Origin of the sequence: Microbacterium phycohabitans (assembly GCF_032464935.1) — a bacterium.
Lineage (GTDB): Bacteria > Actinomycetota > Actinomycetes > Actinomycetales > Microbacteriaceae > Microbacterium > Microbacterium phycohabitans.
In genome coordinates, this window is the sequence record NZ_JAWDIT010000001.1 from 276,437 (window position 1) to 302,581 (window position 26,145).

At 72.3% G+C, this 26,145-nt stretch carries 29 protein-coding genes; 4 read left to right on the top strand and 25 right to left on the bottom strand.

What is annotated here, in order from left to right:
* From RWH44_RS16080 to RWH44_RS01435, 19 genes are all read right to left on the bottom strand, one after another.
* Window positions 1–69, bottom strand: a 69-nt coding sequence (locus RWH44_RS16080) for a flagellar FlbD family protein (RefSeq protein WP_367575643.1), incomplete at its 3' end; no start/stop codon positions are given.
* 105 nt (window positions 70–174) lie between these two features.
* Entirely contained in the window at window positions 175–1,338 is a 1,164-nt protein-coding gene (locus tag RWH44_RS01350) for a flagellar hook protein FlgE (RefSeq protein WP_316003184.1), read from the bottom strand.
* Window positions 1,339–1,375: 37 nt separating this feature from the next.
* Entirely contained in the window at window positions 1,376–1,819 is a 444-nt protein-coding gene (locus tag RWH44_RS01355) for a flagellar hook assembly protein FlgD (protein ID WP_316003185.1), read from the bottom strand.
* A gap of 10 nt (window positions 1,820–1,829) precedes the next feature.
* Window positions 1,830–3,755, bottom strand: a complete 1,926-nt coding sequence (locus tag RWH44_RS01360) for a hypothetical protein (protein ID WP_316003186.1) — start codon at window positions 3,753–3,755, stop codon at window positions 1,830–1,832.
* Window positions 3,752–4,138 carry a hypothetical protein gene (locus RWH44_RS01365; protein WP_298874683.1) on the bottom strand — a complete coding sequence of 129 codons (387 nt, stop codon included), beginning with the start codon at window positions 4,136–4,138 and terminating at the stop codon, window positions 3,752–3,754. The genes RWH44_RS01360 and RWH44_RS01365 overlap by 4 nt, the downstream gene beginning before the upstream one ends.
* A complete protein-coding gene (locus RWH44_RS01370) occupies window positions 4,135–4,560 on the bottom strand; it encodes a flagellar FliJ family protein (RefSeq protein WP_316003187.1) in 426 nt (141 codons plus the stop codon). The genes RWH44_RS01365 and RWH44_RS01370 overlap by 4 nt, the downstream gene beginning before the upstream one ends.
* Window positions 4,557–5,882 carry a FliI/YscN family ATPase gene (locus RWH44_RS01375; RefSeq protein WP_316003188.1) on the bottom strand — a complete coding sequence of 442 codons (1,326 nt, stop codon included), beginning with the start codon at window positions 5,880–5,882 and terminating at the stop codon, window positions 4,557–4,559. Before RWH44_RS01375 ends, RWH44_RS01370 begins: the two co-directional genes overlap by 4 nt.
* Window positions 5,879–6,511 carry a FliH/SctL family protein gene (locus RWH44_RS01380; protein WP_316003189.1) on the bottom strand — a complete coding sequence of 211 codons (633 nt, stop codon included), beginning with the start codon at window positions 6,509–6,511 and terminating at the stop codon, window positions 5,879–5,881. The genes RWH44_RS01375 and RWH44_RS01380 overlap by 4 nt, the downstream gene beginning before the upstream one ends.
* A gap of 133 nt (window positions 6,512–6,644) precedes the next feature.
* Entirely contained in the window at window positions 6,645–7,739 is a 1,095-nt protein-coding gene (gene fliG / locus RWH44_RS01385) for a flagellar motor switch protein FliG (RefSeq protein WP_316003190.1), read from the bottom strand.
* Complete coding sequence (gene fliF, locus RWH44_RS01390; protein ID WP_316003191.1) at window positions 7,736–9,373, bottom strand: flagellar basal-body MS-ring/collar protein FliF; 1,638 nt, start codon at window positions 9,371–9,373, stop codon at window positions 7,736–7,738. Before fliF ends, fliG begins: the two co-directional genes overlap by 4 nt.
* Before the next feature lies 1 nt (window position 9,374).
* Window positions 9,375–9,701, bottom strand: a complete 327-nt coding sequence (gene fliE, locus RWH44_RS01395) for a flagellar hook-basal body complex protein FliE (RefSeq protein WP_298874667.1) — start codon at window positions 9,699–9,701, stop codon at window positions 9,375–9,377.
* Window positions 9,701–10,093 carry a flagellar basal body rod protein FlgC gene (flgC, locus tag RWH44_RS01400; RefSeq protein WP_315993266.1) on the bottom strand — a complete coding sequence of 131 codons (393 nt, stop codon included), beginning with the start codon at window positions 10,091–10,093 and terminating at the stop codon, window positions 9,701–9,703. Before flgC ends, fliE begins: the two co-directional genes overlap by 1 nt.
* Window positions 10,090–10,437 carry a flagellar basal body rod protein FlgB gene (locus RWH44_RS01405; protein ID WP_298874663.1) on the bottom strand — a complete coding sequence of 116 codons (348 nt, stop codon included), beginning with the start codon at window positions 10,435–10,437 and terminating at the stop codon, window positions 10,090–10,092. Before RWH44_RS01405 ends, flgC begins: the two co-directional genes overlap by 4 nt.
* Before the next feature lie 104 nt (window positions 10,438–10,541).
* On the bottom strand, window positions 10,542–10,817 hold the full coding sequence (locus tag RWH44_RS01410) for a hypothetical protein (RefSeq protein WP_316003192.1): 276 nt from the start codon (window positions 10,815–10,817) through the stop codon (window positions 10,542–10,544).
* Between the two features lie 7 nt (window positions 10,818–10,824).
* Entirely contained in the window at window positions 10,825–11,208 is a 384-nt protein-coding gene (fliS, locus tag RWH44_RS01415; RefSeq protein WP_298874657.1) for a flagellar export chaperone FliS, read from the bottom strand.
* A gap of 34 nt (window positions 11,209–11,242) precedes the next feature.
* Window positions 11,243–12,604: a flagellar filament capping protein FliD gene (gene fliD / locus RWH44_RS01420; RefSeq protein WP_316003193.1), complete on the bottom strand. Its 1,362-nt coding sequence runs from the start codon at window positions 12,602–12,604 to the stop codon at window positions 11,243–11,245.
* A gap of 102 nt (window positions 12,605–12,706) precedes the next feature.
* On the bottom strand, window positions 12,707–13,531 hold the full coding sequence (locus RWH44_RS01425) for a flagellin N-terminal helical domain-containing protein (RefSeq protein ID WP_298874651.1): 825 nt from the start codon (window positions 13,529–13,531) through the stop codon (window positions 12,707–12,709).
* 151 nt (window positions 13,532–13,682) lie between these two features.
* Window positions 13,683–14,507, bottom strand: a complete 825-nt coding sequence (locus RWH44_RS01430; RefSeq protein ID WP_316003194.1) for a sigma-70 family RNA polymerase sigma factor — start codon at window positions 14,505–14,507, stop codon at window positions 13,683–13,685.
* Between the two features lie 138 nt (window positions 14,508–14,645).
* Window positions 14,646–15,386 carry a hypothetical protein gene (locus RWH44_RS01435; RefSeq protein WP_316003195.1) on the bottom strand — a complete coding sequence of 247 codons (741 nt, stop codon included), beginning with the start codon at window positions 15,384–15,386 and terminating at the stop codon, window positions 14,646–14,648.
* A gap of 106 nt (window positions 15,387–15,492) precedes the next feature.
* Between RWH44_RS01435 and RWH44_RS01440 the strand changes: the two genes are divergently transcribed.
* On the top strand, window positions 15,493–16,986 hold the full coding sequence (locus tag RWH44_RS01440; protein WP_316003196.1) for an MFS transporter: 1,494 nt from the start codon (window positions 15,493–15,495) through the stop codon (window positions 16,984–16,986).
* A gap of 48 nt (window positions 16,987–17,034) precedes the next feature.
* Here RWH44_RS01440 and RWH44_RS01445 read toward each other — a convergent pair whose 3' ends face one another.
* Window positions 17,035–17,805 (bottom strand): SDR family oxidoreductase, encoded by a 771-nt coding sequence (locus RWH44_RS01445; RefSeq protein ID WP_316003197.1) that lies wholly within the window; start codon window positions 17,803–17,805, stop codon window positions 17,035–17,037.
* A 157-nt stretch (window positions 17,806–17,962) separates the two neighbouring features.
* Here RWH44_RS01445 and RWH44_RS01450 point away from each other — a divergent pair, with 157 nt between their 5' ends.
* Entirely contained in the window at window positions 17,963–19,285 is a 1,323-nt protein-coding gene (locus RWH44_RS01450; protein WP_298874635.1) for a bifunctional o-acetylhomoserine/o-acetylserine sulfhydrylase, read from the top strand.
* 137 nt (window positions 19,286–19,422) lie between these two features.
* Here RWH44_RS01450 and RWH44_RS01455 read toward each other — a convergent pair whose 3' ends face one another.
* Window positions 19,423–20,121, bottom strand: coding sequence for an SDR family NAD(P)-dependent oxidoreductase (locus RWH44_RS01455; RefSeq protein ID WP_298874632.1), 699 nt, complete (start codon window positions 20,119–20,121; stop codon window positions 19,423–19,425).
* Window positions 20,122–20,237: 116 nt separating this feature from the next.
* On the opposite strand from RWH44_RS01455, the gene metX reads away from it, so the two are divergent.
* Window positions 20,238–21,443, top strand: coding sequence for a homoserine O-acetyltransferase MetX (gene metX, locus RWH44_RS01460; protein WP_316003198.1), 1,206 nt, complete (start codon window positions 20,238–20,240; stop codon window positions 21,441–21,443).
* A gap of 160 nt (window positions 21,444–21,603) precedes the next feature.
* Here the strand turns inward: metX and RWH44_RS01465 are convergent, their stop codons facing one another.
* Window positions 21,604–22,851, bottom strand: coding sequence for an MFS transporter (locus tag RWH44_RS01465; protein ID WP_298875750.1), 1,248 nt, complete (start codon window positions 22,849–22,851; stop codon window positions 21,604–21,606).
* A gap of 240 nt (window positions 22,852–23,091) precedes the next feature.
* Here RWH44_RS01465 and RWH44_RS01470 point away from each other — a divergent pair, with 240 nt between their 5' ends.
* Window positions 23,092–23,484: a hypothetical protein gene (locus tag RWH44_RS01470; protein WP_316003199.1), complete on the top strand. Its 393-nt coding sequence runs from the start codon at window positions 23,092–23,094 to the stop codon at window positions 23,482–23,484.
* Between the two features lie 7 nt (window positions 23,485–23,491).
* Here the strand turns inward: RWH44_RS01470 and RWH44_RS01475 are convergent, their stop codons facing one another.
* The 3 genes from RWH44_RS01475 to RWH44_RS01485 all read right to left on the bottom strand — a co-directional run bounded on the left by RWH44_RS01475 (window position 23,492) and on the right by RWH44_RS01485 (window position 26,133).
* A complete protein-coding gene (locus tag RWH44_RS01475; RefSeq protein WP_316003200.1) occupies window positions 23,492–23,827 on the bottom strand; it encodes a thiamine-binding protein in 336 nt (111 codons plus the stop codon).
* Between the two features lie 74 nt (window positions 23,828–23,901).
* Window positions 23,902–25,209, bottom strand: coding sequence for a glycosyltransferase family 87 protein (locus RWH44_RS01480; RefSeq protein ID WP_316003201.1), 1,308 nt, complete (start codon window positions 25,207–25,209; stop codon window positions 23,902–23,904).
* A 75-nt stretch (window positions 25,210–25,284) separates the two neighbouring features.
* Window positions 25,285–26,133 carry an ADP-dependent NAD(P)H-hydrate dehydratase gene (locus tag RWH44_RS01485; RefSeq protein ID WP_316003202.1) on the bottom strand — a complete coding sequence of 283 codons (849 nt, stop codon included), beginning with the start codon at window positions 26,131–26,133 and terminating at the stop codon, window positions 25,285–25,287.
* Between the last annotated feature and the right edge of the window lie 12 nt (window positions 26,134–26,145).

Consider the following 26,145-nt stretch of genomic DNA (forward strand, 5'->3'; position numbering starts at 1 on the left):
GTGCACGCGCTCGATGAGATCGGGGTTCACCGCGAACCGTGTGTGGTCGAGGCGGGTGAGCGTGATCATCGGGGACGGTCTCGGCTTTCGCTGCGGAAGGGGACGGGGCGGACTATCGCGACGCGGCCCGCCCGGGGTAACTCGGGCGGGCCGCGTCGGTCGCGATCGCGACGGTCATCGCTTGAGGTTGGTCAGCTCCTGCAGCACTTCGTCGCTCGTGGTGATGACGCGTGCGCTCGCCTGGAAACCGCGCTGCGCGACGATGAGGTTGGTGAACTCCTGCGACAGGTCGACGTTGCTCATCTCGAGGGCGCCCGACAGCAGGGAGCCGACTCCGGCCTGCCCGGCCTCGCCGATCTGCGCCTGGCCGCTGTTGACGCTCGCGCGGTAGGTCGTGCCGCCGGCCTTCTCGAGCCCCTCGGCGTTGGCGAAGGTCGCCATGGCGATCTTCGCGAGGGTCTCGGTGCGCCCGTTGCTGAAGGTGCCCACGATCGAGCCGTCGGCCGTGATGGCGTACGACTTCAGGGTGCCGGCGGCGGCGCCGTTCTGACCGGTGAGGGCGACGGTGCTCATGTCGGCGAAGCCCGTCACCGCGCTGAGGTCCACGGCGATCCCGCCGGCGGTGAGCGTGAGGCCGGCGGTCTGGCGTCCGTCGGTGAAGGCGAGGGCACCGGTGGCCCCGCTGACGGGCTCGGCGACGTCCCAGCCGGCCGCCGTGCGCGTGAACGTCAGGCTCAGCGAGGTCTTCGTGCCCTGGGCGTCGTAGACCGCGATGTCGCGCACGAGCTGGGTGCCGACCGCGGCGGTGGAGGGGAGGTTGCCCGTCGCGGTCGAGGTCGTGGTCGCGCGGGCGGCCGAGACCAGGTCCTGCGGGATCGAGATGGTGCCGGGCGCCTGGCCGGTGTCGACCGCGCCGTTCTGCGCCGACCAGCCCTGCACGAGCGCACCGTCGGCGGTGACCATCTTGCCCTGACCGTCGAACGAGAAGCCGCCCGCGCGAGTGTAGAGCGTCTCGCCGCCCGCGCGCACCGCGAAGAACCCGTCGCCCTGGATCATGAGGTCGCCGCCGCGGCCGGTCGTCTGCGCCGCGCCCTGGGCGAAGTTGGTGCGGATGCCGCCGACCTGCACGCCGAGGCCCACCTGCGCGGGGTTCTGCCCCCCGGTCGCGGCGTCCGGGATGCCGGCTTCGCCGACGACCTGCGAGAGCGAGTCCTCGAAGAGGACCGAGGAGCCCTTGAAGCCCGCGGTGTTGACGTTGGCGATGTTGTTGCCGGTGGTGTCGAGCATCGTCTGGTGCGAGCGGAGTCCGGAGATCCCGGAGAAGAGCGAACGGAGCATGAGGGTCTCTTTCGTGTGGGTGGTCGAGCGGTGGAGGTCAGGCGGAGGCAGGGGTGACGGAGGTGATGGCGTCGAGGGCGACCGTGACGTCGCCGATCGTCACCCGCGGGATGGATCCCTCGAACGACACCTTCGAGACGATCCCCGAGGCGGGGGCGCCGGCGGCGTCGAGATAACCGGCCCGCTGACCGATGAGGGCGGTGGCCGCCTGACGCATGTTCAGGGCGAACGCCTCGGAGCTGTTGCGGCTCATCGCGGTGAGCTGCTCCATCATGGCCAGCTGCGTCGTCTGCGAGATCATCTGGTTGGTGTCCATCGGGGTGGACGGATCCTGGTTCGTCAGCTGCGTGACCAGCAGCTTCATGAACACCTCGCTGTCGAGCTCCTTCTTGGGGGCGGCGGCGGTGGTCGAAGCGGCGGTCGCGGAGGTGGTCGCGGTCGCAAACGGGGTCGCTGTCGCGGCGACGGCGTCGATGGTCATGGGGGTCCTCTCAGGCGAAGATGTCGAGCCCGCCGCCGAGGTCGGCGCGGGGGACGTCGAGCGACGCGGCCGCGCCGATCAGGGGGATTCGGAGGGCGGAGTCGGGGCTCGCGTACGAAGCGGCGCGGTCGCGCCGATCGGGGTGGGCATCGGCGGACGCACCGCCCGACCCGCCGGACGCACCGCGGTCGGAGGCCCCGCCGTCGCTCGCCCCCACCGCGAGGTGCGCGTGCGGCGCGATCGCGGCGAGGTCGCGGCGCAGGTCGGAGACCATCGTGCGCAGGATCTCGCGCGCCGCCTCGGTCGCTCCCGAGAGCTCGACGCGCACGTCTCCACCCGCGCCGATGCGCGCGCGGACCGTGACCGGGCCGAGGGCATCGGGCCGGACGGTGAGGACGAGCTCGTGCACCCCCGCGGGACGCTGGGCGAGATGCACGATCGCGGGCGCGATCTGCGCGGCGACCACGCGCGGGGTCGCAGCCTCGGCCGGTGCCGGTGGGGTGGTGGCGGGGGGTGCGGCGGCAGGGGCGACCGTCGATACGGCCGTGGCGCCCGCGGCCTCGACGACACCGACGGCCGGCGGGCGCGGTGCCGGGGCGGCGGAGCGCGGAGGGGTCGGTGCGGTCTCGAGGGAGACGGTCGGTGCGGGAACGGGGGTGGCCGTCTCCGCGAGGACTCCCGCGGCAGCGGGTACCGACGGGGCCGGAGGTGCGGCCAACGGAGCACCGCCGACGGAAGCGCCGTCGACGCGCGCGCCGGCGCCTGCGGAGGGGCTCCGTGGGGCCGCGGCATCCACCCCGGCATCGGGGCTTCCGGTGAGCGTCGCCTCGGCCGGCATGATGCGCAGGACGGGGCGGGGTCGCTCCCCTTCCGTCGACGCATCGTCGCGCAGCGCGCCCTCGATGCGGCCCGGCATCGTCGAGAGGACCGGCGGCACCGAGGCGTCCGCGGCCGACGCGGGACGGGCCGGCGTCGTTCCGCCCCGCGCGGGGACGGACCCGCCCGGGGCCACCCCGCCGGGTGTCGTCGCGGGGGGAGTTCCCCCGCCCGCCGTCGCCTCGACGGGGGCGGTCGCGGCCGGTTCCGTTTCGGACGGTGAGGTCTCGGCGCGCGGGGTCCCGGCGGGCACGGCGTCCGCGGACACCAGCGCGGACGATTCCGTCTCGGCGGGTGAGGTTTCGGCGGGTGAGGTTCGGGGTGACGTCTCGGCGCGCGGAGTCGCCGCGGGCACGGCCTCCCCGGGCACCAGCGCGGAAGGCTCAGTCTCGGCGGGTGAGGCCTCGGCGGGTGAGGCCTCGGCGAGTGAGGTCGCGGCGGGTGAGGTCCCGACGGGCGAGGTCTCGGCGCGCGCGATCCCGGCGGGCACGGCCTCCCCGGGCATCATCGCGGAGGGGAGCGCCCCGGCGGACACCGCTTCCGCAACCGGCATGACCCAGACCGCCGGCATGGTCCGCAGCACCGGACGCCCGTTCGCGCGTCCTGCCGCGCCCGCGTCGCCCGACGCCCGCCCGCCGTCGGCAGCCGGAGCCCCCGCGGAGGCGGATGCCGGACCCGGGACGGATGCCGCCACTCCCCCCTCGGATGCCGGTTCCCCCGACGCCACCGTCGTCCGGACGCCGCCGGGCGTCTCCCCCGACGCCGGTGCTCCGGCATCCGTCGAGGGCGACCGCACCACCCCGGACGAGCCCGTCCACGCGGGTGCTCCGCCATCCGTCGAGGGCACCCGCGCCACCGCGAACACGCCCTCGGACGCCGTCGTTCCGGCATCCATCGATGACCCCGGCGCGAGCCCGTCGGCGAGCACGCCGACCGCACGGCTGAGCGCCTCGTCGAAAGCAGCCCCGCCCGCGGTTCCGCAGCCCGCGTCGATCGACGCCGCCGCTCCCCCGGTCGGGGCGGGCGCCGACGCGGAAGTCGCCGCGACGAAGAGCGTCACGTGCTGCGTCCGGTCAGTGCCGAGAGGGCGCCGAGACCGCCGGTTCCGGCCGTGCCCGCGGTGAACAGCGTCTGCAGCGCCGACGCGAGCTCCCCCTGACCCGCGGCGCGAGGAGCGGCGGTACTCGTCGCGGCCGGCGTCGTCGGCGTCGCCAGCTCCCGCGCGGCCGTCGCGGCCTCCTCGAGGAGGTCGGCGAACCGCGTCGCCGCGCTCGACGATGTCGTGGACGTCGCCGTGACCGCCCCGGCGTTGCCGACAGCGGACGTCGTCGCGGCGGAGGTGCTCTGCGCCGGGGTGGTCTTCGCGGCGGCCGCCGAGGGATGCAGCGACGAGATCTGCCCCGTGATCGCCTCGATGCGGCCCAGGACGGCGTCGACGCTCACGCGGCACTCCCCTCGCCGCGGCCGGCGCGCGTGGTCGCGATCTCGTCGAGAGCGTCCTGCTCGGTACGCGCCTCGGTCTCGAGCTCCCGAGCCCGGTGCGTGCCCTCGAGCCGCTCGAGTCCCTTGAGCTCGCGGCGGGCCTCGACGTGCGCGGCCTCCGCGGTCGCCGCTTCGTCCCGCCGCAGGCGCGCGAGCGTCTGCAGGTCGGCCAGTGACGCCTGCCCGGCCGCGCGCGCAGCGGCCATGGCCCGCAATGTCGCGGGGTCGTCGATCTGCGTCGAAACGGCGCTCAGGCTCGACACCGCGTGCTGGGCGGCGGCTTCGGCCGCCCGCGCTTCGGTCCGCGCGCGGGCCGCGTCCTCCGCCGCGACGCGCTCCTGGACGCCGCGCACGCGCAGCAGGCCGGCCAAGGGAAACGTCATGCGTTCAAGCCTCCGAAGGTCTCGGTGAGGGCGGTCAGCTGCCGCCAGGATTCATCGGTCGTCGAGTGCTCGTCGATCGACTGCGTCAGGAACGCGTCGATCGCGCGCTGGTGCACCAGAGCGGCATCCACCAGGGGATTCGCCCCCCGCGTGTACGCCCCGATGTCGATCAGGTCGTTCGCCTGCCGTCGCGCCGCGAGGACGCTGCGCAGGGTCACCGCCCGCTGCCGCTGGTCGGGCGTGGTCACCTTGCCCACCACGCGCGAGACCGAACCGAGCACGTCGACCGCGGGGAAGTGCCCGCGCACCGCGAGGCCGCGATCCAGCACCACGTGACCGTCCAGGATGCCGCGGGCGGCGTCCGCGATCGGTTCGTTGTGGTCGTCTCCGTCGACGAGCACCGTGTACAGCCCCGTGATGGATCCGGCGGGGCCCGTCCCGGCGCGCTCGAGCAGGGCCGCGAGCACCGAGAACGTCGAGGGCGGATAGCCCCGCGTCGCCGGAGGCTCCCCCGCCGACAGACCGATCTCGCGCTGGGCCATCGCCACGCGCGTGAGCGAGTCCATCATCAGCACCACCTCGCGACCGTCGTCGCGGAACGCCTCGGCGATGCGCGTGGCCAGGAACGCCGACCGCAGGCGGGCCATCGCCGGCTGATCCGAGGTGGCCACGACCACGACCGAGCGGGCGAGGCCCTCGGGTCCGAGGTCGTCCTCGAGGAACTCGCGCACCTCGCGACCGCGCTCTCCCACGAGCGCGATGACGGTGACGTCGGCGGTCGATCCGCGCGCGATCATCGACAGCAGCGAGGACTTCCCCACGCCCGAGCCCGCGAACAGGCCGAGACGCTGTCCCACCCCGACCGGTGTCATGGTGTCGAGCACGCGCACGCCGAGGCCGAGCTGGGAGTCGATGCGCCGACGTCCGAGCACGCTGGGGGCGTCGTTGCCGAGCGCGACCCGCTGCGCCGCGACGAGCGGGCCCCGATCGTCGATGGGTCGTCCGAGACCGTCGAGCACCCGCCCGAGCAGCGCCGATCCGGTGGGCACGAGTGCGGCCGCGCCGACGTGGTGCACCGCCGATCCCGCCGTGATGCCGGTGAGCGGCGCCAGGGGCATGCAGTGCGAGGTCGCCCCCTCCACGGCGACGACCTCCGCTTCCACGCGTCGACCGCTCGCCGTGGCGATGCGCACGCGATCGCCGACGGCGGCCCGGATGCCGAGCACCTCGACCCCGAGCCCCACCACCGCCGTGACCGTGCCGGCGCGCTCCGGTCGCGCGGCGGTCAGCACGCGGCGCCACGACGCGGTGGCCGTGCTCATGCGGACGCACCCCCGTCATCGATGCGCAGCGCCTCGCGGGCGCGGGCGAACGCCGACGAGAGGCGGGTGTCGACGCGGGCGTCCGCGAGCTCCACGACGGCGCCGCCCGCATCGACGTCCGTCGAGACGACGATCTCCGCCTCCGTCATGACCGACGCCCCGCCGTCGCGCAGAGTCTGCGCGTCGCGCTCGGCGAGGTGCACGCGCACCCACGTCGAGACGGGGGCCTCCGCCACGGCGCGTCGCACGGCGTGAGCGGCCGAGCGCGCGGCATCCGAGAGCTCCACGTCGAGGATCGCCTCGGCGAGATCGATCGCCAACTCCTCCACCCGCTCCGCGTCGGCGGCCACGAGGCCCGCGACACGCGCGTGCAGGTCGGAACGCACCGCGTCCACCGCGGCGAGCGCCGTGCGCAGCGCCTCGCGCGCGTCGGCGTCGTGCTGCGCGGTGCGCGCGGCGAGTTCGGCGCGGGCGTGCGCGAGCTCCTGCTCGGCGCGTCGGCGCCCCTCGGAGAACCCGTCGGCGTACCCGCGCACGCGCGCCTTCTCGGTGATGGCGCGGGCATCCGGCGCCGGCGCACTCCCGCCGAGGCGCGGCGGCACCAGCGGTGTGAAGGCTGCATCGGTCACGGCGGTCACCCTGCGGGTTGTGGCGGAGCCGATCCGTGGCCACGTCGTCGAGCGATCCCTGCTCGCCCGCGACTATCGCGACGCACACGGGCCTCGGTAACCGGCGTCGGCGCGCCGACGATCGTCGACGGTGTCACTCGATCAGCTCGTCGTCGTCTTCGCGCGAGATCGTGATCTCCTCGGCGGCCTCGAGCTCGCGGATGATGCGCACCACCTCGGCGCGCGCCTCGTCGACCTGCCGCATGCGCACCGGTCCGAGAGCCGACGCCTCCTCGGCGAGATTCTCGCGATTGCGTTCGGTCATGTTGCGCCGGATGACCTCGCCGACCTGCTCGTCGGCGCCCTTCAACGCCAGGGCGAGCACGCGCAGGTCGATGCCGCGGAGCACGCGCTGGGCGTCGCGGTCCTCGAGCCGGGCGATGTCGGCGAAGGTCACCATGCGACTGCGCACCTCCTCGGCGAGGTCGTGGTCGCGGTCCTCGAGGCTGGCCAGCAGGGCCTTCTCGAGCACGGTGTCGGAGCGGTTGATGATGTCGACGAGGGGTTGGACGCCCCCGGTCGCCTCGTGGGCCTCGCGCATGCCGAAGATGCCGGTGCGTGCGCGCAGCGACTCGGCGACGACCGCGATCGCCTCCTGCGATGCCGCCCCCAGGGTCGCGATCGCCTGGGCGACGTCGGTGCGCAGCGGGTCCTGCAGCGCCGCCAGCACCGCGGCGGCGCGGTCGGCGCGCAGGTTCGCCAGCACGACGGCGACCGTGGTGGGCATCTCCCCGTCGAGGATCGTCGCGAGCTGGGTCGGGTCGGCGCTGTTCAGGAACTCGAACGACACGACGCCCTGCGACATGACCCGCCCGACCATGCCGACGGCCTTCTCCCGGCCGAACGCGGTCTCGAGCAGCCCGGTGGCGAACTCCTGGCCTCCGCGGCTGACGGCGGACCCGCCGGAAGCGATGCGACGGAAGTCGGCGAGGGCGGCGGCGATGGCGGCGGTGTCGATGCCGCCCACCTGCGCCAGCTCGGCAGCGAGGAGTTCCGCGCGGGCCTCGCCGAGGTGCCGCAGCACCTCGGCACTGACCTCGCGGTCCATGTTGAGCATGACGATCGCGGCCTTGCGCACCCCCGACATCGCCGGGACGACGGGAGCCGTCGGCATGACCTCGGTCGCCGCCGTGGGACTGACCGCGGGCCCGTCGGCGTCCGCGGACGAACGCGTCTGCAGCAGGCTCATGCCATCGCCTCGTCCATCATGCTCGCCAGCGCCTTGGCGGCGTTCTGCGGGTCGCTCTTGGCGAGCTGCTCGACGTCCCGCCGTCGCTGCTCCACGAGCACCTGCGTGGCCTCGGGCTCCTCCTCGATGTCGAGCAGGGTCGGGAGCACCTTCGTGGGCGGGGTGGCCGCGGGCAGGGCGATCGGTTCGGCGAGACCCTTCAGGCTCTTGAGCTTCTGCTCCTCGGTCTCGGTGATCGTCGAGAAGTACTCGATGGGTCCTTCGTCGGTGTAGAGCGTGCGCCGCTTCATCTTGCGCCGCACCAGCAGGGCGACGACGAGGATGATCGCCGCGAGCACGATCGAGCCGCCGATGATCGCCGCGCGCAGCAGGTCGGCCTGCATCTGCGCGGCCTTCTCCGCCTCGGCCGCGTCGAGGGCCGCCTGCGCCGCCGCCGCACCGGTCTGGCTGAACTCCACCATCTCGACCGTGACGGTGTCTCCGCGCTGGGCGTCGATCCCCGCCGCGGTGGACACCAGCGCCTGCACCTGCTCCGCGGTCACGCCGTTCACCGCGCCCCGGTCCAGGGCGACGCTGATGGTCTGGCGGGTGACCTCGCCGGCGGGCGTCGTGGTCTTCTCGGTGCTCTTGTTGACGGCGTTGCTGCGCGTGGACTCCTCGGCCTGGTAGTTGCCGCCGCCCGCCGCGTTCGGGACCGCGATGTTGTCGGGACCGAGGACGCCTGTCCCCGTCCCCTGGCCGCCCGTGTAGGTCTCGGTCTTGGTCTGCTCGTTCGACATCACGCCGCCCTCCGGGGCGGTGTAGGTCTCGTCCATCCGCTCCGAGGTCGAGTTCGCGACGTCCGCGGCGACGCTGACGGTGGCGTTGCCGGGACCGACGATGGTCTCGAGCATCCTCGTCACCGTCGAGGCGACCTTGGCCTCGTACTCGGTCGCCTGCGTGTTCGCCGAGCCGGTGAGTCCGGTCCCCACGGCGGCGAGCACTTTGCCCGACTGGTCGGTGACCGCGACGTCCTCGGGCGTCATCCCCGGGATCGAGGCGCTCGTGAGGTGCACGATCGCCGCCACCTGATCCTCGGTCAGCGATCCCCCGCCCTGCGTCTTGACGAACACCGAGGCCGTGGGATGCCGTTCCTCGGCGACGAACACGCTCTGCTCGGGGATCGCGAGCTGCACGGATGCCGCCGTGACCCCCGACATCGCACCGATCGTGCGGGCGAGTTCCCCCTCGATGGCGCGCTTGTAGGTGACGGACTGCTGGAACTCGCTCGCCGTCACCCCCATCTTGTCGAGCAGGGTGTAGCCGCCGCTGGTGTCGCTGGGCAGCCCGGCGGCCGCCGCGGTGAGCCGCTGCGGGTAGACCTGCGCGTCGGGGACGAGGATCGTGGCCCCGCCCTCGGTGAGCTCGTAGGGCACGCCCGCCGACTTGAGCTGCTCGACCACGGCCGAGGCGTCGGTGGCGCTCAATCCCGTGAACAGCGGACTCATCTGCGGCTTCGACAGCCAGCTGCCCAGCGCGATGACGCCCATCACCAGCAGGGCCGCGCCGATGACGGCGATGGTGCGCTGCGCGACCGTGAAGCCGCCCGCGATCTGCTTCGCGCGGCCGATGGTCGTCGCAAGGAACGGGGGCATGTCAGGCCTGCATCCTCATGATGTCGTTGAAGGCGGCGACGCCGCGGTCGCGTACCGCCACCATCAGGTCGAGGGTCACTCCCGCGCGCGACGAGGCCAGCGTGGCCTTGTGGATGTCGTCGAGGTCGCCCGTGACCGCCTGGACGGCGAGTTCGTTCGAGGTGGACTGCAGCTGCTGGAGGTTCTCGACCGCCGCCGTCAGCGAGGCCGCGAACGGCTGCGCCCCCGCGGTGGCGTCCACCCCCGACGGCGCCGGGGTCGTCTCGAAGCTGAGGGGTGCGAGCGGACTCACGCCCCACGCGGCGACGGGCTCGATCGGGGTGCTCATCACGACCGACCGATCTGCAGCGCGGACTCGTACGTCGTCTTCGCGCGGTCGACCACGGCGGCGTTGGCCTGGTATCCACGCTGCGCGAGAATCAGCATGCTCATCTGGTCGCCGAGGTCGACGTTGGGGTACTGCACGTAGCCGTCCTCGTTCGCGTACGGGTGGTCGGGCTCGTAGACCAGGCGCCCCTCGGCCGTCGACTCCTGCACGCCCGTGACGTAGACGCCCGGGCTCCGGGTGCCCTCGGCGACGGTGACGTACTTCTCGCGGAACATGTCCTGCCCCGCCGGGGTGGCGGTGTTGACGTTGGCGATGTTGTCGCTGAGCGCGTCCATCCACTTGCGGTGCGCGGTCAGTCCGGTACCGGCGATGCCGATGGTGTCGAAGGTCATGCCGACGCCTGCCCGATCGCCTTGGTGAGGGAGGCCGCCTGACCGCTCAGCGCCTGGGCCGCGAACTGGTACCGCAGAACGGTGTCGATGTTCGACAGCGTCTCGGTGTCGAGGTTGACGTTGTTGCCGTTGCGCCGGGTGGGCTCGAGCGAGCGCTCGACCGTCGGGGAGACCGCACCCGCTCCGCTCTCGACGGCGCTGCGCAGGCGGTCTTCGAAGAGCACGCGCTTGGCCTGGTAGTCGGGGGTGTTGACGTTGGCGATGTTCTCCGCGATCGTGCGCTGGCGCAGAGCGAGGCCGTCCAGCGCGCTGGACAGGGCGGTAGAGGTGACGGAATCGAGCACGCGGCACTCCGGTCGAAGGAACGAGCCGATCCGTGGCTGTCTGGTCGAGCGATCCGTGCTCTGCCGCGACTATCGCGACGCGGCGGCGTCGGCGTAACCGGCGGTCACCCTTCGACGTCGAGATAGACCGGCGCGTCGGGGTGGACCGAGGGGATCCGCCGAATCGCGGCGAGTTCGCGGGCGACGTTCTCTCGCGCGGCCATCAGGCCGCTGATGCTCGCGCGCTGGCGCTCCAGCACGAGACGGGCGCGGTCGACGACCTCGGGCGGCGGCGGCCCGGGCGGCTCCTCGACAGGACCGTCAGCGGGGTCGTCGGGAGCGTCGAGCGATCGTTCGAAGGCGTCGAGAAGCCGGTTCCACGCCGCGAGATTCGTCGTCACGGGGGCGTCAGACGGGCGAGACGGCGTCGGCCGCCGCGTGCCACGCGTCGCGGAGCGGTGCGATGAGATCGCGGCACTCGCGCGTGGCATCCGCGTCGTGCGCGACGTTGGCGACGATGAGGCGGCCGGTGATGTACGTGTAGAGCGCCCGCAGCCCGTCCGAGCCGTCCCACGTGTCGTCGAGCGATCCGCTCAGCTCGGCGATGATGGCCTGCGCGTGCGTGAGATAGGTGCCGGCGGATGCCGTGTCTCCCCCGGCCTGCGCCGCGGCGGCCCGCTCGACGTCGACCAGCAGCCGGTCGTAGAGCATGGTCACCAGTCGCTCCGGGGTCGCGGCGTTCACCTGCTGCTCCAGGTACTCCTGCTTGGCGCGTTCGAGGGCGGTGGGCATGAGGCGTTCTCCTTCTCGGGGGCGGATGCGAGGACTACTTCGACGACGGCGTCAACGCCGACAGCTGCGAGGTGAGCCAGTCCGACCGCGACTGCAGGCCCGACAGGCGCACCTCCATGGCGGCGTAGGTGCGCTCGAGGGTCGCCCGCCGCATGTCCAGGCGCAGGTCCATCCGCTCGACCTGCTTCTCCAGGGTCTTGACCTCGCCCTGCTGGCCCGTGATGCGCTGCGTCACGAGGCCGTTGTACTTGTCGGAGTACTGCGTCGTCGTGGCCTGCACGCGGGCCGAGACCGCGGCGAAGACCGACTGCACCGCCTCCGGATCGTCGGCCATGGCCGCCGCGAACCGGTCGGCGTCGAACGAGAGCACGCCGGCCTTGTCGACGGTGATGCCGATGGTCGAGGGCGAGACCCCGTCGACCGGGCTCTGCACGGCCGAGGCGAGCGCCGCGCGCAGCGAGCGCACCGTGCTGTCGCCGGTGAACACCCCGAGCGTCGTCGTCTTGCCGGGCGCGGCGACCGTCGCCTTCGAGCCGTTGTCGATGCGGGTCAGCAGCGTCGCGATCTCCTTCACGAAGGCCGAGGCGGCATCCGACTGCGCCTTCGCATCCGGGGTCACGGTCACGGTGACGGGATCGGCCGAGACCGCCCCCACCGTGATGTCGATGCCCTCGCCGACGTCGGTGAAGGTGTTCGACGCACTCGTCACCACCTGCTCGGCGGCGGTCCCGGCGAACAGTCGGATGACGGCATCCGTCCCCTGCGCGAGCACGGCGGCGCCCGGCGCGGTGGCGACGTCGACCGACGTGGATGCCGCGACCTCGGCCGCGGTGCCACGGTGCAGCGAGAACGCCCCCTCCGCGCCGGTCCGGGTCGAGGTGATCTGGATGCGCGAGAGCGCCGCCCCTTGCGCGTCGCGCCCGCCGGGCACGACCGTCGCGGTCACCCCGGCCTTCGCGGCGTTGATCGCCGCGGCGAGCTCGGCGGCCGATCCGCTTCCCGTGACCTCGGTGACGCTGCCGTCCGCGGCGACCAGCGAGAAGGTGCCGCCGAACGCCGTCGCATCTCCGGCGGCGGTGACCACCGCGTGCGCCCGCGCGAGGGTGTCGACGACGATGTCGGTCGAGAACGCCCGCGCCGTCTCGCCCGCGACGACGGTGACCGCCTCCGACGAGCTCGACGCGGTGTAGCGGGCGAGGGAGGTGGAGGATGCCGCGGCCTTCGCCTTGTCGGTCAGGGCCTGCAGCGCGGTGTTCAGGGACTGGAGGTTGGAGATGACGCTGTTGCGATCGGTGATCCGATTCGTCACGAGGGTCTTGGGGATCGCCGCGACGTTGATGAGGGCGTCGATGACGTCCTTGGTCTTGATGCCCGAGGCGAGGCCGTCGATCTGCATGGTCCTGCGTCTCCCTTCTCTCCGAATCGTGGGGGGTCATGCGAAGACGCCCGGGCGGGAGACCTCCCCCGCCCGGGCGCCCGAGGGCAGCAGTGCTGCGACTCAGCGCAGGAGCTGGAGAACGCCCTGGCCCGACTGGTTCGCCTGCGCGAGCATGGCGGTACCGGCCTGCTGCAGGATGTTCGAGGCGGTGTACTTGACCATCTCGGACGCCATGTCGGTGTCGACGATGCGGCTCTTGGCGGCGGAGAGGTTCTCGGCCGAGACCTGCAGCGAGTTGATGGTCGACTCGAAGCGGTTCTGCACGGCACCGTAGCCCGAGCGAGCGGTCGAGACGTTCACGATCTCGGTGTCGATGGCGGCGATCGAGGTCAGCGCGTTGGCCGCGGTGTCGACGTCGAGGGCCTTGATCGATGCACCGAGGCCCGAGAAGTCGGTCAGGGCGACCGCGATCTGGTCCTCGGCGGCCGTGGAGCCGGCGCCGACCTGGAACGTCAGGGTGTCGCCGCCCGAGAGCAGCTTGATGCCGTTGAAGTTCGTGCTGGCCGCGACACGGGTGAGCTCGTCGCCCAGCGTGTCGATCTCCGTCTTGATCGAGGTGCGCGAGTCGGCGTTGTTCGAGTCGTTGCCCGCCTGCACCGCGAGGTCGCGGACGCGCTGCAGGATCGAATGCACCTCGGTCAGGGCGCCTTCCGCGGTCTGGATGACCGAGATGCCGTCCTGGGCGTTGCGCGCGGCGACGTTGAGGCCGTTGACCTGCGCGCGCAGGCCCTCGGAGATGGCGAGACCGGCGGCGTCGTCCGCGGCCCGGTTGATGCGCAGACCGCTCGAGAGCTTCTCGAGCGACTTCGAGACGTCGGCCTGGTTGGCCGACAGGTTGCGGTACGCGTTGAGGGCACCGACGTTGGTTGCGATCTGAAGACCCATGTTGTTCCTCCGTGGATGGGATTACCGTGCGGGGGCCGTCCGTGGCCCTCCATCCCCCACCTTCGCGACGGGTCGGTCCCGCCGTAACCGGCGCCGCGGTTTTTTCCGCGCGCGAGGCGAGCCCGTCCGGATCCGCGCGGTCGCTTCCGCTTCAGGCGGGGACGGCGAGGGAGGTGGCGGCGACGGGACCGAACACACCGTCGAAGAACGCGGCCTTGACCTTGGTCGAACGGTCGGGTTCGGTGCCGTTCTCCCAGGCGTCGAGCGCCTCGCGCATGAGGGTCAGCCCGATGCGGCGCAGCTTCGAGACGTAGGCATGGCTGACGTCGAGGTCGTGGGCGACGTCTTTGACCATGCGCTCCTCGAGGTACACGCCGCGGATCACCTGGCGCATCTGATCGGGAAGGGCCGCCACGATGCGCTCCAGCATGTCCCGGGTCTCCGCCTGCTCGACCGCGTGCTCGGGCAGGATCACGCTGTCGGTGAGGTCGACCGCCTGCCGTCCGTCGTCGCCGTCGAACCGCGCCTCGAAGCTCGTCGCCGTGCGCACCATCTCGTCGAGCAGCTGCATGCGGGTGACGGTCTCGGCATCCAGTCCCGATTCGGCGGCCACCTCCGCGAGGGTGGCGGGTCGTCCCGTGCGCACGCGCACGAGTTCGGTCGCCACGCGGACCCGCCCGATCTTGTCGCGGCTGCGCTCCCCCGCGGGGTCGGCGGCGCGCATCTCGCTGAGGATGGCCCACGTGATCTTCGTCCGCGCGTAGGCCCCGAAGGGCACTCCCCGCGCGGGGTCGTATTCGAGGGATGCCACGGCCAGGCCGAGGTAGGCCGCGGACAGCAGGTCGTCGAGGTCGACGTGCAGCGCGGTCCGGGCCTTCTCGACGGCCAGGTACTTCGCGAGGGGGAGGTTCTCCCGTGCGAGTCGTTCGGCCGAGGCGGGCACGTCGGAAACGGCGGGAAGGACGGTGCTCGACATCACGACTCCTGCTGTTTTTGCTTGTTTATGAGCAGAAACTAACACAGAAAGATGCCCCGGACGCATCGCGGTCTCGAAAGCCCCGACGTCGCATCCCGAGGCCCCGCGAGCACCCCGTCCCCGGCGCGGCGGGATCCGTCAGGGCCGACCCACCACGCGCAGCTCGACCGCGGCCGTCGTCGCCCCCACGAGGGGCATCGACGTCGCGGTGGGGTTCCAGATCACGATCGGCGTACCCGGCGTGACGGCGACCTGGTCTTCTTCGAGCCCGAACCGCGCGCGCAGACCGTGCCGATGCAGCAGCACCGCGAACCGCTCCCACTCGATCCAGCGCCACGGCCGCGCCGCGCTCACGTGCACACCCGCCTGCTGCCACGGCCGCGCGGGATGCGAGAAACCGCGCAGACCATCCCGTCGCGCGCTCGATGCACTGCCCGACAGCAGATCGAGACCGAGCGCCGCGCAGCCGCGTCGCAGGTCCTCGTCGAGCCGCACGAGCTCGGTGCGGGTGCGCAGGCGTGCGATCGAGGCCAGGGTCAGGACGATCGGATGATGGCCCAGCGTCCGCACGCGCGCCCACGCCACGCCGCGATGGGCGATGAACCCCCGAGCCGCCAGCCACCGGTCGAAGAACGGATCGGCGAGCGCGGCGTCGAAGGCGCGACCGGGCGCGCCGCTCTCGGCCGCGAGACGGTCGGCCACGAGGCGAGCGCGCAGATAGGGGGAGGGCGAGGTCGCGTCGGCGATATGCTGCATCGCGTCGCGCGGATCGAGGGCGTTGAGCCGCGCGAATCGCTCGAGCATCTCGGCGGTGCTCATTCCGGCCCGCAGGCCCGCCTCACCGTTGCGGATCGAGGGTCGTCGCGCGTCGAACGTCACGAAGCCTCCCTCGAATCTGCACGTTTACGAGTGAAAATAGCACGCCGATGAGGGCAGTGCGCACCGCCGACCAATGCGCTCGCGGGCCCGGTGCTACTCTCGCGCCATGTCGCGCGTCTCCGGCGCGGTCGCGAGGGTGCGTTCGTCCGCCCTCGGCGTGACCGCGGGCCTCATCGGGTGGTTCGTACTGGTCGAGCTGGCCAGCGGCATCCTGCAGGGGTTCTACGTGCCCCTGCTCCCCGACATCGTCGTGCACCTGGGCATCCGCGACGCCGACGTCAACTGGTTCGAGGCCGCGCAATTGCTGCTCTCGGCGCTCGTGCTGCCCGTGCTCGCCAAGCTCGGCGACATGTTCGGGCACAAGCGCATCCTGCTGTTCTCCGCGCTCGCGACGGCCGCCGCGAGCTGGTGGCTCGTGTTCGCCGACTCCTTCGGCACGTTCCTGGCCGCGTGGGCGCTGCAGGGCTTCTACGTCGTGTGGCTGCCGCTCGAGATCGCCCTCATCTTCGATCGCGGCCGACGCGGCGCCCACGGCGTGTCACGGACGCGGCGCGCGGCCGGCCTCCTCGTGGTGGGGCTCCAGGTCGGCGCGATCCTCGGCGCTCTCGCGGCCGGGCGCCTGTTCGCCGCCACCGGGGGCGACCTGCGCCTCTCGCTCGCGATCCCCGCGATCGTGGTCACCCTGATCTGCGTCGTCATCTGGCTCGGCGTGCCCGAGTCCGAGCGAACCGGCGGACAGCGCCGGCTCGACGTGGGTGGTTTCGCGATCCTCGCCGGAGCGCTCCTGTGCGTCACGGGCGCCCTGTCGTTCGTGCGACTGCCGGAAGGGCCGGGACCCGTCGTCATCGTGGGGCTCCTGGTGGCCGGAGCGGTGCTGGGCACGGTGTTCGTGCGCTTCGAGCTGCGCCGGAGCGACCCCGCGATCGACATCCGCGTGCTGCGCCGCCCCGAGATGTGGCCGGTGCAGGCCACCGCGTTCCTCGTCGGCATCAGCCTGCTGGGCGCGCAGGGTCCGCTGGCCACCTATGCCGGAACCGATCCGTCGCTCGGGTACGGGCTCGGGCTGGATGCCACCGACCGCTCCAACGTGATCGGGGTGTACCTCGTCTCGCTCATCGTGGGTGCGATCCTCTTCGCCGCCACCTCTCGCCGCGCGAGCCCGCGGGTGGTGCTGATCGGGGCGGCGGCCCTCGTCGGCATCGGGTACGCCCTCTTCCTCCCACTTCACACCACGCTGTGGCAGGTGCTGCTGTGCCTCGGGATCGCGGGCCTCGGCTCGGGCGCCCTGGTCGCGGCCATGCCCGCCGCCGCGGCCGCCGCCGCCCCGCGCGGCCAGACGGGCGTGGCATCCGCCCTCACCAACACCACGAAGACGGTGGGCGGAACGATGTCGTCGGCCGTCTTCGGCGTGGTGCTCGCGGGCGGGGCGGGAGCGGCGATCGGCACGGCCGCCCCGTTCGCCGGTTATGTCACGGTCTGGGTCATCTGCAGCGCGGGCGGTTTCCTCGCCGCGATCCTGCTGTTCTTCGTGCCGAAGGTGGCGTTCGCCGACGGCGACGCCGAGGCGCGGGCGACCGCCGCGCGCGGCGACGTCGTCTGACGGAGCGCCCGCCCGCACCGACTCGGCCGGCACCGCCGGGACTCGACCTCAGCGGGTCGTGAGCGGACCGCGCGCGAGCAGGTGCTGCGCCGACTGCGCGACCGGGCGCACCGTCACCAGATCGAGGTTGACGTGCCCCGGGGCGTCGAGGGCGTAGGCGATCACGTCGGCCACGTCGTCGGCGACCAGCGGCGCCTCGACGCCCTCGTACAGCTTGTCGGCGGCATCCTGATCTCCGCCCAGACGGTTCAGCGTGAACTCCTCGGTGCGCACCATGCCCGGGGCGATCTCGATCACGCGCAGCGGTTCGCCGTTCAGCTCCTGCCGCAGGGCGTGCACCAGCATCGCCTCGCCGGCCTTGGCCGCGTTGTACCCGCCGCCGCCGGGATACGCCGTCTGCGCGGCGGTGGACGTGACGAACAGCAGGTCGGCGTGCCCCTCCGCATCGGCCGCGCGCCGCAGGGCGGGAAGGAGGGATGCCACCAGCCGCTGTCCCGACAGGACGTTGGCCTCGAACATCCAGCGCCAGTCCCCGGCGTCGCCGTCTTCGACGCGGTCGCTGCCCCGCGCCCCTCCGGCCACGTGCACGAGCGCATCGACGCCGCCGGTCTCGTCGAGCCACGCGGCGAGCGCCGCGACCGCGTCGGGGTCGGTCACATCGGCGGCGTGCGCGACCACGCCCGTCTCGGCCTCGAGGGCCGCGAGGCGCTCGGCCCGGCGGGCGACGCCGACGACGTCCCACCCCCGCGCGCGGAGCAGTCGCGCCGTCGCCTCCCCGATCCCCGAACTGGCCCCGGTCACCACTGCACGTCGCGTCATGGCATCCACGCTACTGCTCCCCTCCGACACCGGCCGCGTCGGAGGGAGTCCCTGTGTGACGGCGAGTTTCCTCCGTGGTTGTCGGGGATTTCACCCGTGTCTACGCTCGCAGCAGGCCAGGGCGACCGCTCGGCCTCTCAGAATTTGAGGAGCAGCCATGTCGGCACCCGAGAACTGGCGTTTCGAGACCAAGCAGATCCACACGGGCGCTCAACCCGATCCGGTCACCAAGGCGCGCGCCACGCCGATCTACCAGACGACCTCGTACGTGTTCGACAACGCCGACCACGCCGCGAACCTGTTCGCGCTCGCCGAGTTCGGCAACATCTACACGCGCATCCAGAACCCCACGCAAGACGTCGTCGAGCAGCGCGTCGCCGGCCTCGAGGGCGGCACCGGCGCCCTCCTCGTCGCCAGCGGCCAGGCGGCCGAGACCTTCGCCGTGCTCAACATCGCCCAGGCCGGCGACCACATCGTGTCGTCGAGCTCGATCTACGGCGGCACGTACAACCTCTTCAAGTACACCCTCGCCAAGCTCGGCATCGAGACGACCTTCGTCGAGAACCAGGACGACCCCGAGGCGTGGCGCGCGGCGGTGCGCCCGAACACCAAGCTGTTCTTCGCCGAGACCATCGGCAACCCCAAGATCAACGTCCTCGACATCCGCTCCGTCGCCGACGTCGCTCACGAGGCGGGCGTGCCGCTCATCGTCGACAACACGATCGCCACCCCGTACCTGATCCGCCCCTTCGAGCACGGCGCCGACATCATCGTCCACTCGGCGACCAAGTTCCTCGGCGGTCACGGCACGACGATCGGCGGGGTCATCGTCGACGGCGGGACGTTCGCGTGGTCCGAGCACTCCGACCGCTTCCCGGGCCTGACCACCCCCGACCCCTCGTACCACGGCGCCGTGTACACGCAGGCGGTGGGCGACGGTCTCGCGTACATCATCAAGGCCCGCGTGCAGCTGCTGCGCGACCTCGGCGCCTCGATCGCCCCGCAGAGCGCCTGGCAGCTCATCCAGGGCATCGAGACCCTGTCGCTGCGCATCGAGCGCCACGTCCAGAACGCGCAGGAGATCGCGGAGTGGCTCGAGTCGCACCCCGACGTCGCGACCGTGAACTACTCGGGCCTTCCCACCTCGCCCTGGTACGCCGCCGCCAACAACTACGCCCCCAAGGGCGTCGGCGCGGTGCTGTCGTTCGAGCTCAAGGGCGGCGTCGAGGCGGGCCGCGAGTTCGTCAACGCGCTGTCGCTGTTCAGCCACCTCGCCAACATCGGCGACGTGCGCTCCCTCGTCATCCACCCGGCATCCACCACCCACTCGCAGCTCACGCCCGAGCAGCAGCTGACCGCCGGGGTCACCCCCGGGCTGGTGCGCCTGTCGGTGGGTCTGGAGAACATCGACGACCTCAAGGCCGACCTCGACCAGGCCCTCGCCGCGGCGCGTCGCCTGTCGGAGGCCGCGCGCGCCTGACCCGTGCCCGCACGGAAGCGCCCCGCCCCGGTTCCCTCGGGGCGGGGCGCTTCCTCGTCCCTCCCGCGTGAGTCGCCAGTTTTCGTCGCTTTCGGCTACCGGAAAGCGAAAAAACTCGGCGACTCGCGCCGCGGCGGTCAGATCTTCTGCCGCGGACGCAGACTGCCGAGGCCGCCGTCGACGCCGAGGACCTGCCCCGTCATCCACGCGTTCTCCGGGGCGAGCAGGAACTCCACCGCGCGCGCCACGTCGTCGGGCTCGCCGAGCCGGCCGAGAGGGTGCATCGCCTCCGACACCTTGCGCGACATGTCGCTCGAGGTGAGCTTCTCGGTCAGCCGCGTCTGCACGAGCCCCGGGGCGACCGCGTTCACGCGCAGCCCGTGTGCGGCGTAGCTCGCGGCGGCCGACAGGGTCAGCCCGATCACGCCGGCCTTGGCCGCCGCGATCCCGTCGTGGTTCGGCAGGCCCGCCAGCGCCGCCGCCGACGACACCAGCACCACCGCTCCCCCGTCGCGCATGTGAGCGCCGGCCGCCCGCACCGCGGCGAACGCGGTCGTGAGCGAGGCCGCGATGAGCTCGTCGTACTGCGCGCGCGAGGTCAGGTGCGCGGGCTTGAGCAGCATCGACCCCGCGAAGACCGCGATGCCGTCGAGCTCCCCCGCCTCCGCGACGACCTTGTCGACCGCGTCGAAGTCGGTGGCGTCGAGAGTGAAATCGGGGTCGATGCGCGAGGAGTCCCGCGCGGTGGTCACGACGTGGTGTCCCGCGTCGCTCAGTCGTGTCGCCGTCGCCTGGCCGATGTCGCTCGAGGCCGCGATGAGAAGGAAGTTCGCCATGCCGGGATCATGACCATCCCACCCGGGCGCAGACGGGGGCTGGACAATCGGCATCCGAGTCCTCCGGCGTCGTAACAGACCGCGTCCGCCCGCGGACACCGGAGAGAATGGATGCCATGGACTGGCAGATCTCCGAAGACACCGTGCCCTCGGCACCGGTGACGGAGGCCGACGCGCGGTCTCTGCTCGGTCGCCCCCCGGCGACCGGCGCGTGGCGCGACGGAGATCCGGTCGGCGATCGACGATTCGTCTCGTTCGGCCCCTTCACGACCGAGAACGGCGAATCGCTCCCGCACGTGCGTCTCGCCTACGAGACGTGGGGCGAGCTGTCACCCGAGCGCGACAACGCCGTCCTGATCCTGCACGCCCTCACCGGCGACAGCCACGTCCGCGGCGCCGCGGGCCCCGGCCACGCCACGGCGGGCTGGTGGAGCGATCTCGTGGGCCCGGGAGCCGCGATCGACACCGACCGGTGGTTCGTCGTCGCCCCCAACATGCTGGGCGGATGCCAGGGCTCGACGGGTCCGGCCAGCATCGCGCCCGACGGGTACGAGTGGGCCTCGCGCTTCCCGTACCTCACCATCCGCGACCAGGTCGCCGCTCAGGCGGCCCTCGCCGATGCGCTCGGCATCGACCGTTGGTTCGCCGTCGTGGGCGGGTCGATGGGCGGCATGCACGCCCTGGAATGGGCGGTGGGGCACCCCGACCGCGTCGCGCGCGCGGCGATCCTGTCGGCCCCGCCGATCACGACGGCCGACCAGATCGCCCTGAACTCCGTGCAGCTGGACGCCGTCCGCGTCGACCCCCGCTTCGCCGGTGGCGAGTACTACGACGCCGGCGACGGCGACGGCCCCCATCGCGGCCTCGCCCTCGCGCGGCGGATGGCGCTGCTGAACTACCGCAGCCCCACCGAGCTCAACCAGCGCTTCCAGCGATCGTGGCAGTCGGGGGTCAGCCCGCTCGGGCGCGGCGGACGCTTCGCGGTGGAGTCGTACCTCGACTTCCACGGCAACAAGTTCACCCGCCGCTTCGACGCGAACAGCTACCTGACCCTCGTCGAGGCCATGAACTCGCACGACGTCGGACGCGATCGCGACGGGGTCGAAGACGCCCTCGGTCGCGTCACCGCCACGACCCTCGTCCTGGGCATCGACAGCGACCGCCTGTTCCCCATCGACGGGCAGCACCGCATCGCGCGGGGCGTGGCGAACACCCTCGACGGCGACCGGTCGATCGTGCTCGCCAGCGACTTCGGGCACGACGGCTTCCTCATCGAGACCGCCGCCGTCGCCACGCACCTGCGCCGCCTCCTCGCGACCTGACGATCCCGGATGCCGGTCGGCCCGGCATCCGTTTCCGCCGGCACCCGCCCCTGCACGTGACCGTCCCGGACACGGCGTTCCCGGCCGGGCCGTCGGCGGCGTGTCCGGGACGCTCGATCGCCGATCGGGCAGACGCGCACGCCGGCCCCGCCGTGGGCGCTCAGCGCTGCGTCGGGATCGATCCCGTGATCGCGGTCTGCGCGGCCTCGGCCGCCGGCATCCGGTGCGCGGGATGGCGGCCGGAGCGGTCTTCGACCCGGTACGACACGAACGCCACCGCGAGCCCGCCCAGGGCCAGTACCGCACCGACCCACGCCGGGGCGACCAACCCGAGTCCCGCGGCGATCGCGAGCCCGCCGAGGAATGCGCCGAGGCTGTTGCCGATGTTCAGCGCGGAGTGGTTGAGGGCTGCGGCGATGGACTGGTTGTCTTCGGCGACGTCCATGAGGCGGGTCTGGATCGACGGACTCAGGGCCGATCCGCAGAAGGCGACGAGGAAGGCGAAGAAGACGAGGCTCACGATCCACGTCGCCGTCAGCGCCAGACCGACGGATGCCGCGCCCAGGGCGATCAGCCCCACGTACAGCCAGAAGCGCAGGTCTTTGTCGGCCAGCGCGCCGCCGACGATGTTGCCGACCGTCATCCCCACGCCCACGAGGACCAGCACGAGCGAGACCGCCCACTCGGGCTGACCCGCGACGTCGGTGATCATGGGCGCGATGTAGCTGTACATCGCGAAGAAGCCGCCGAAGCCGACCGCCCCGATACCGAGCGCGAACCAGACCTGACCGATCCGGAACACGCGCAGCTCGTCGCGCAGGCGCCTCCCCGGGGAGCCCGGATGCGACGGCACGAACAGGGCGATGCAGACCGCCGCCAGGGCGAAGATCGCGGTCACCACGGCGAACGCCGCGCGCCAGCCGACCTGCTGCCCGAGCAGCGTGCCCAGCGGCACGCCCACGACGTTGGCGATCGTCAGGCCGGTCAGCACGAACGCGACGCCCTTGGCGCGATTGCCCGGTCCGAGCGCGTCGGCGGCCACGAGGGCGCCGATCCCGAAGTAGGCGCCGTGGGGCAGTCCCGCGAGGAACCGGGATGCCGCGACGAGCTCGAACGTCGGGGCGATCACGGTCAGCAGCGTGAAGAACGCCAGCGCCACCGCCAGCACGATCATCACGCGGTGGCGCGGGAAGCGCGCGACCGACCCCGCGATGGTGGGCGCGCCCACGACGACCCCGAGGGCGTAGAGCGAGATGAGCCACCCGGCCTGAGCGATCGCGTCGTCGGGAGACGCCGCCCAGGCGCCGGGCAGGAGTTCGCGCGCGATGTTGGGCAGCAGGCCCATCACGACGAACTCGGTCATGCCGATGCCGAAACTGCCGATGGCGAGGGAAAGGAGCGCCCGCATCGCCGCACCTCTCGAGGGAGTCGAAGAGGTCACCCGTCGATGTTAGCCGCGTTCAGACGTCCGGTCGAATCGTTTCGAGGCGACGACGGCACGGGCCTTCGCGCGTTTCGCTCCCGGGCTCACCTCCTCCCCAGATGGCCGATCGGCCGATCTCTCCCCCTTCCCGATGACCGCCGGATTTCACCCGCTCACCCCGTGGCACTCTCGAACCCTCCCCCGCACAATGAAGGGATGCCGGAGATGACCGAACCCCAGGTCTGGGTCCTGATCGGGACCTTCGCCGCCGCCGTCTTGGGCGGCATGACCTTCAGCACGAACCTCATCATGGGCTCGCTCACGAAGGTGATCACCGCGAACACCGACCGCCTCGAGGCGCGCATCGATTCCCTGCGCGCCGAGTCGATGGCCGAGAGTCGCGTCACCCGCATGGAGCTGCACAGCGTCGAAGCCGGACTCAACGCCAAGATCGACAGCGTCGAAGCCGGACTCAACGCCAAGATCGACAGCGTCGAGGCGGGGCTGAAGGCGACCATCGACAGCGTCGAGAGCCGCCTGCGCGGCGACCTCGCGCGCATCGACGCCGACGTCGCCGCCATCACCAAGCGCGTCTGGACCGACCCACCCGCGACCTGACGCGATCTCAGTCCGCGCGGCCCTCGCGACGCTCCAGCGCCTCCTCGAGCCGCTCGACTTTGCCGTCGATCTCGCCCGTGTGCCCGGGGCGGATGTCGGCTTTCAGCATCAGGGAGACGCGCGATCCGTAGGGCATCACGGCATCCGTCGCCGCCTTGACGACGGCGAAGACCTCGTCCCACTCCCCCTCGACCTCGGTGAACATCGAGGTCGTGCGGTGCGGCAGACCGGACGCGCGCACGACGGCGACCGCGGCCGCCACGGCGTCGTGCACCGAGGCGTCGGGGTTCTCGGCGGCGGCGGTGCCGACGCCGGAGGGGGCGACGGAGAAAGCGATGAGCATGCGTCGAGACTACGGGGCGGCCCAGTGTGGCGGAACCGGCGGAGCACGGCCCGCGCTCCCCCGTCACCCGCCGGTCAGCGGCCCGAGGGCACCCGCGGGGGAAGGGGGCGGCGTCCCGTCACGATCTCCCGCAGGCCCGCGGGCGGTCGCACGCGCCCCACCGGGACCCGGACGACGCGCACGATCGCCCACACCAGCAGGACCAGCGCGAGGAGGTTGCGCACCTCGAGCACCACCACGGGGAAGGGATTCGGATGGGTCGCCATGAGGCCGTCGTAGAGCAGCGGATACATCCACTGCGTCAGACCCGAGATCACGAGGGTGAGGGCCGCGAAGCCGAACCAACGGCGACGGTCGAGCAGGAGCCCCAGCACCACCGGCGCGAACAGCCAGACGTAGTACTGCGGCGAGCCGACCTTGTTCAGGGCGATGAAGGCCGTGACCAATGCCAACGACAGCGGCGGGAAGAGCGAGAGGAAGGTCGCCCCGTGGCGCAGCTTCCACACGCCGACGGCCGCGACCGCCACCATGGTCAGGAGCATGATCGGGGTCATCGCGGCGATAACCGCGTCGGCCCCCGGTCCGGTCACCTGGAAGGTGAGCACGTCGCCGTCGTAGTACACCTCGCTCCCGGGAACGTAGAACGCCGCGAGGAACATGTAGAGCCCGCCGACGGGCGCCTCCATCTGGATGCCCCGCGAGGTCTGATCCCCTACGAACCCGAAGACGAAGGGCGCTCCGCCGAGCGCGACCACCGGGATGATGGTCGCCAGCGACACGGCGACGGCACCCCAGACGAGGGCCAGACGACGGCGCACCACCACGAGCCCCGCAGCGAGGATGGCCGCCGGCCACACCTTCATCCACACCGACACCGACAGCAGGACGGATGCCAGGAACGGGCGACGCAGCATCCAGATCCCGCCGAGGATGGCGAAGGGCACGGTGATGCCGTCGATGCGGTAGATACCGACCGGGCCGATGAGCAGGATCGCCGCCAGCCAGAACCAGGCGGCCAGCACGCGACCGCGCGAGCGGCCCGCGCCGACGAGGACCACGAAGGCGATGAGGTTGAAGAGGGCGACGGTGATCGCCCAGGCCGGGGTGTAGCCGACCGCCCAGGCGAAGAGCCACGCGAAGGTCATCGGCAGGAAAGCGAGCTGCGGGTAGATCCACTTCTCGGTGATCCCGGGCCACTGCCACGTGTCGCTGCGCGTGCACGAGGTCACGTCGATGCCGCCGAACAGCGCGCAGCGCGACCACGGCTCGTACACCAGGTACACGTCGCCCATGGGTTCGTTGGGCTGCTGGTAGCCCAGGACCCCCACCACGACGTGCACGGCGACGAACGCGATCAACAGGGGAACGACACGCCTCAGCACCCCCCGATCCTAAGCGGGTCACCCCGCGCGCCTCGGACGCGCTCCCCCGACCCCGCGTCGCCGGCGGGACAACCGTTATGCGATCGAGTCCCGCATCAGCTCCGCCACGACCCGCGGCAGAGCCTCGGCGACGTCGAGTGCGGTGATCGGACCGCCCTCGCCACCGGCCGCGAGGGACGCGACGACGCCGGCGCGCCCGTGCACCCACGCGGCGGTCGCCGCGCACGCGGCGAGGTCGTCGACGCCGGTGCGTCCGGCCGCCACGGCGGACGCGGTGAGGGCGCCCAGGACACCGCCCAGCACGTCGCCGGTGCCCGCGGTCGCGAGCCAGGGCGTCCCCGCCGCTACGCGGCGGACCCATCCGCCCGCCGCCGCCACCACGGTGACGGCGCCCTTCGACAGCACCACCCCGCCGAACGCGTCCGCGGTCTCCCGGGCGACGCGCTCGCGGTCGTCGGTCGAGGCCTGCGGCAGCCCCAGCGCCTGGCGCAGCCGGTCGAGTTCGCGCGCGTGCGGTGTCACGATGACCGGGGCGGACGCCCCCGGAACGAGATCGAGGGCGCCCGCGTCGACGACGACCGGGAGCTCTCCCCGCAGGATGCTGCGCAGCGCCGCGGTCTCGGCGGCGTCGCGCTCCGCGGCATCCGTCCCCGATCCGATCACCCACGCCTGCACGCGACCGTCGGCGGTCACGGTCTCGGCGCGACGCTGGAGCACGAGGTCCTGCGCGCGCTGCGGGCCGAGGTAGCGCACCATCCCGGTGCCCGTGCGCCAGGCGGCCTCGACACCCAGCACCGCTGCGCCGGGGTAGCGCGCCGACCCCGTGCGCACGCCCACGACCCCGCGGGAATACTTGTCGTCGTCCGCCGTTGGCCTCCGCAGTACGCGGGCGGCATCGCGTCCGCCCCAGTCCTTCGCCGTCATGGCGTCACCCTA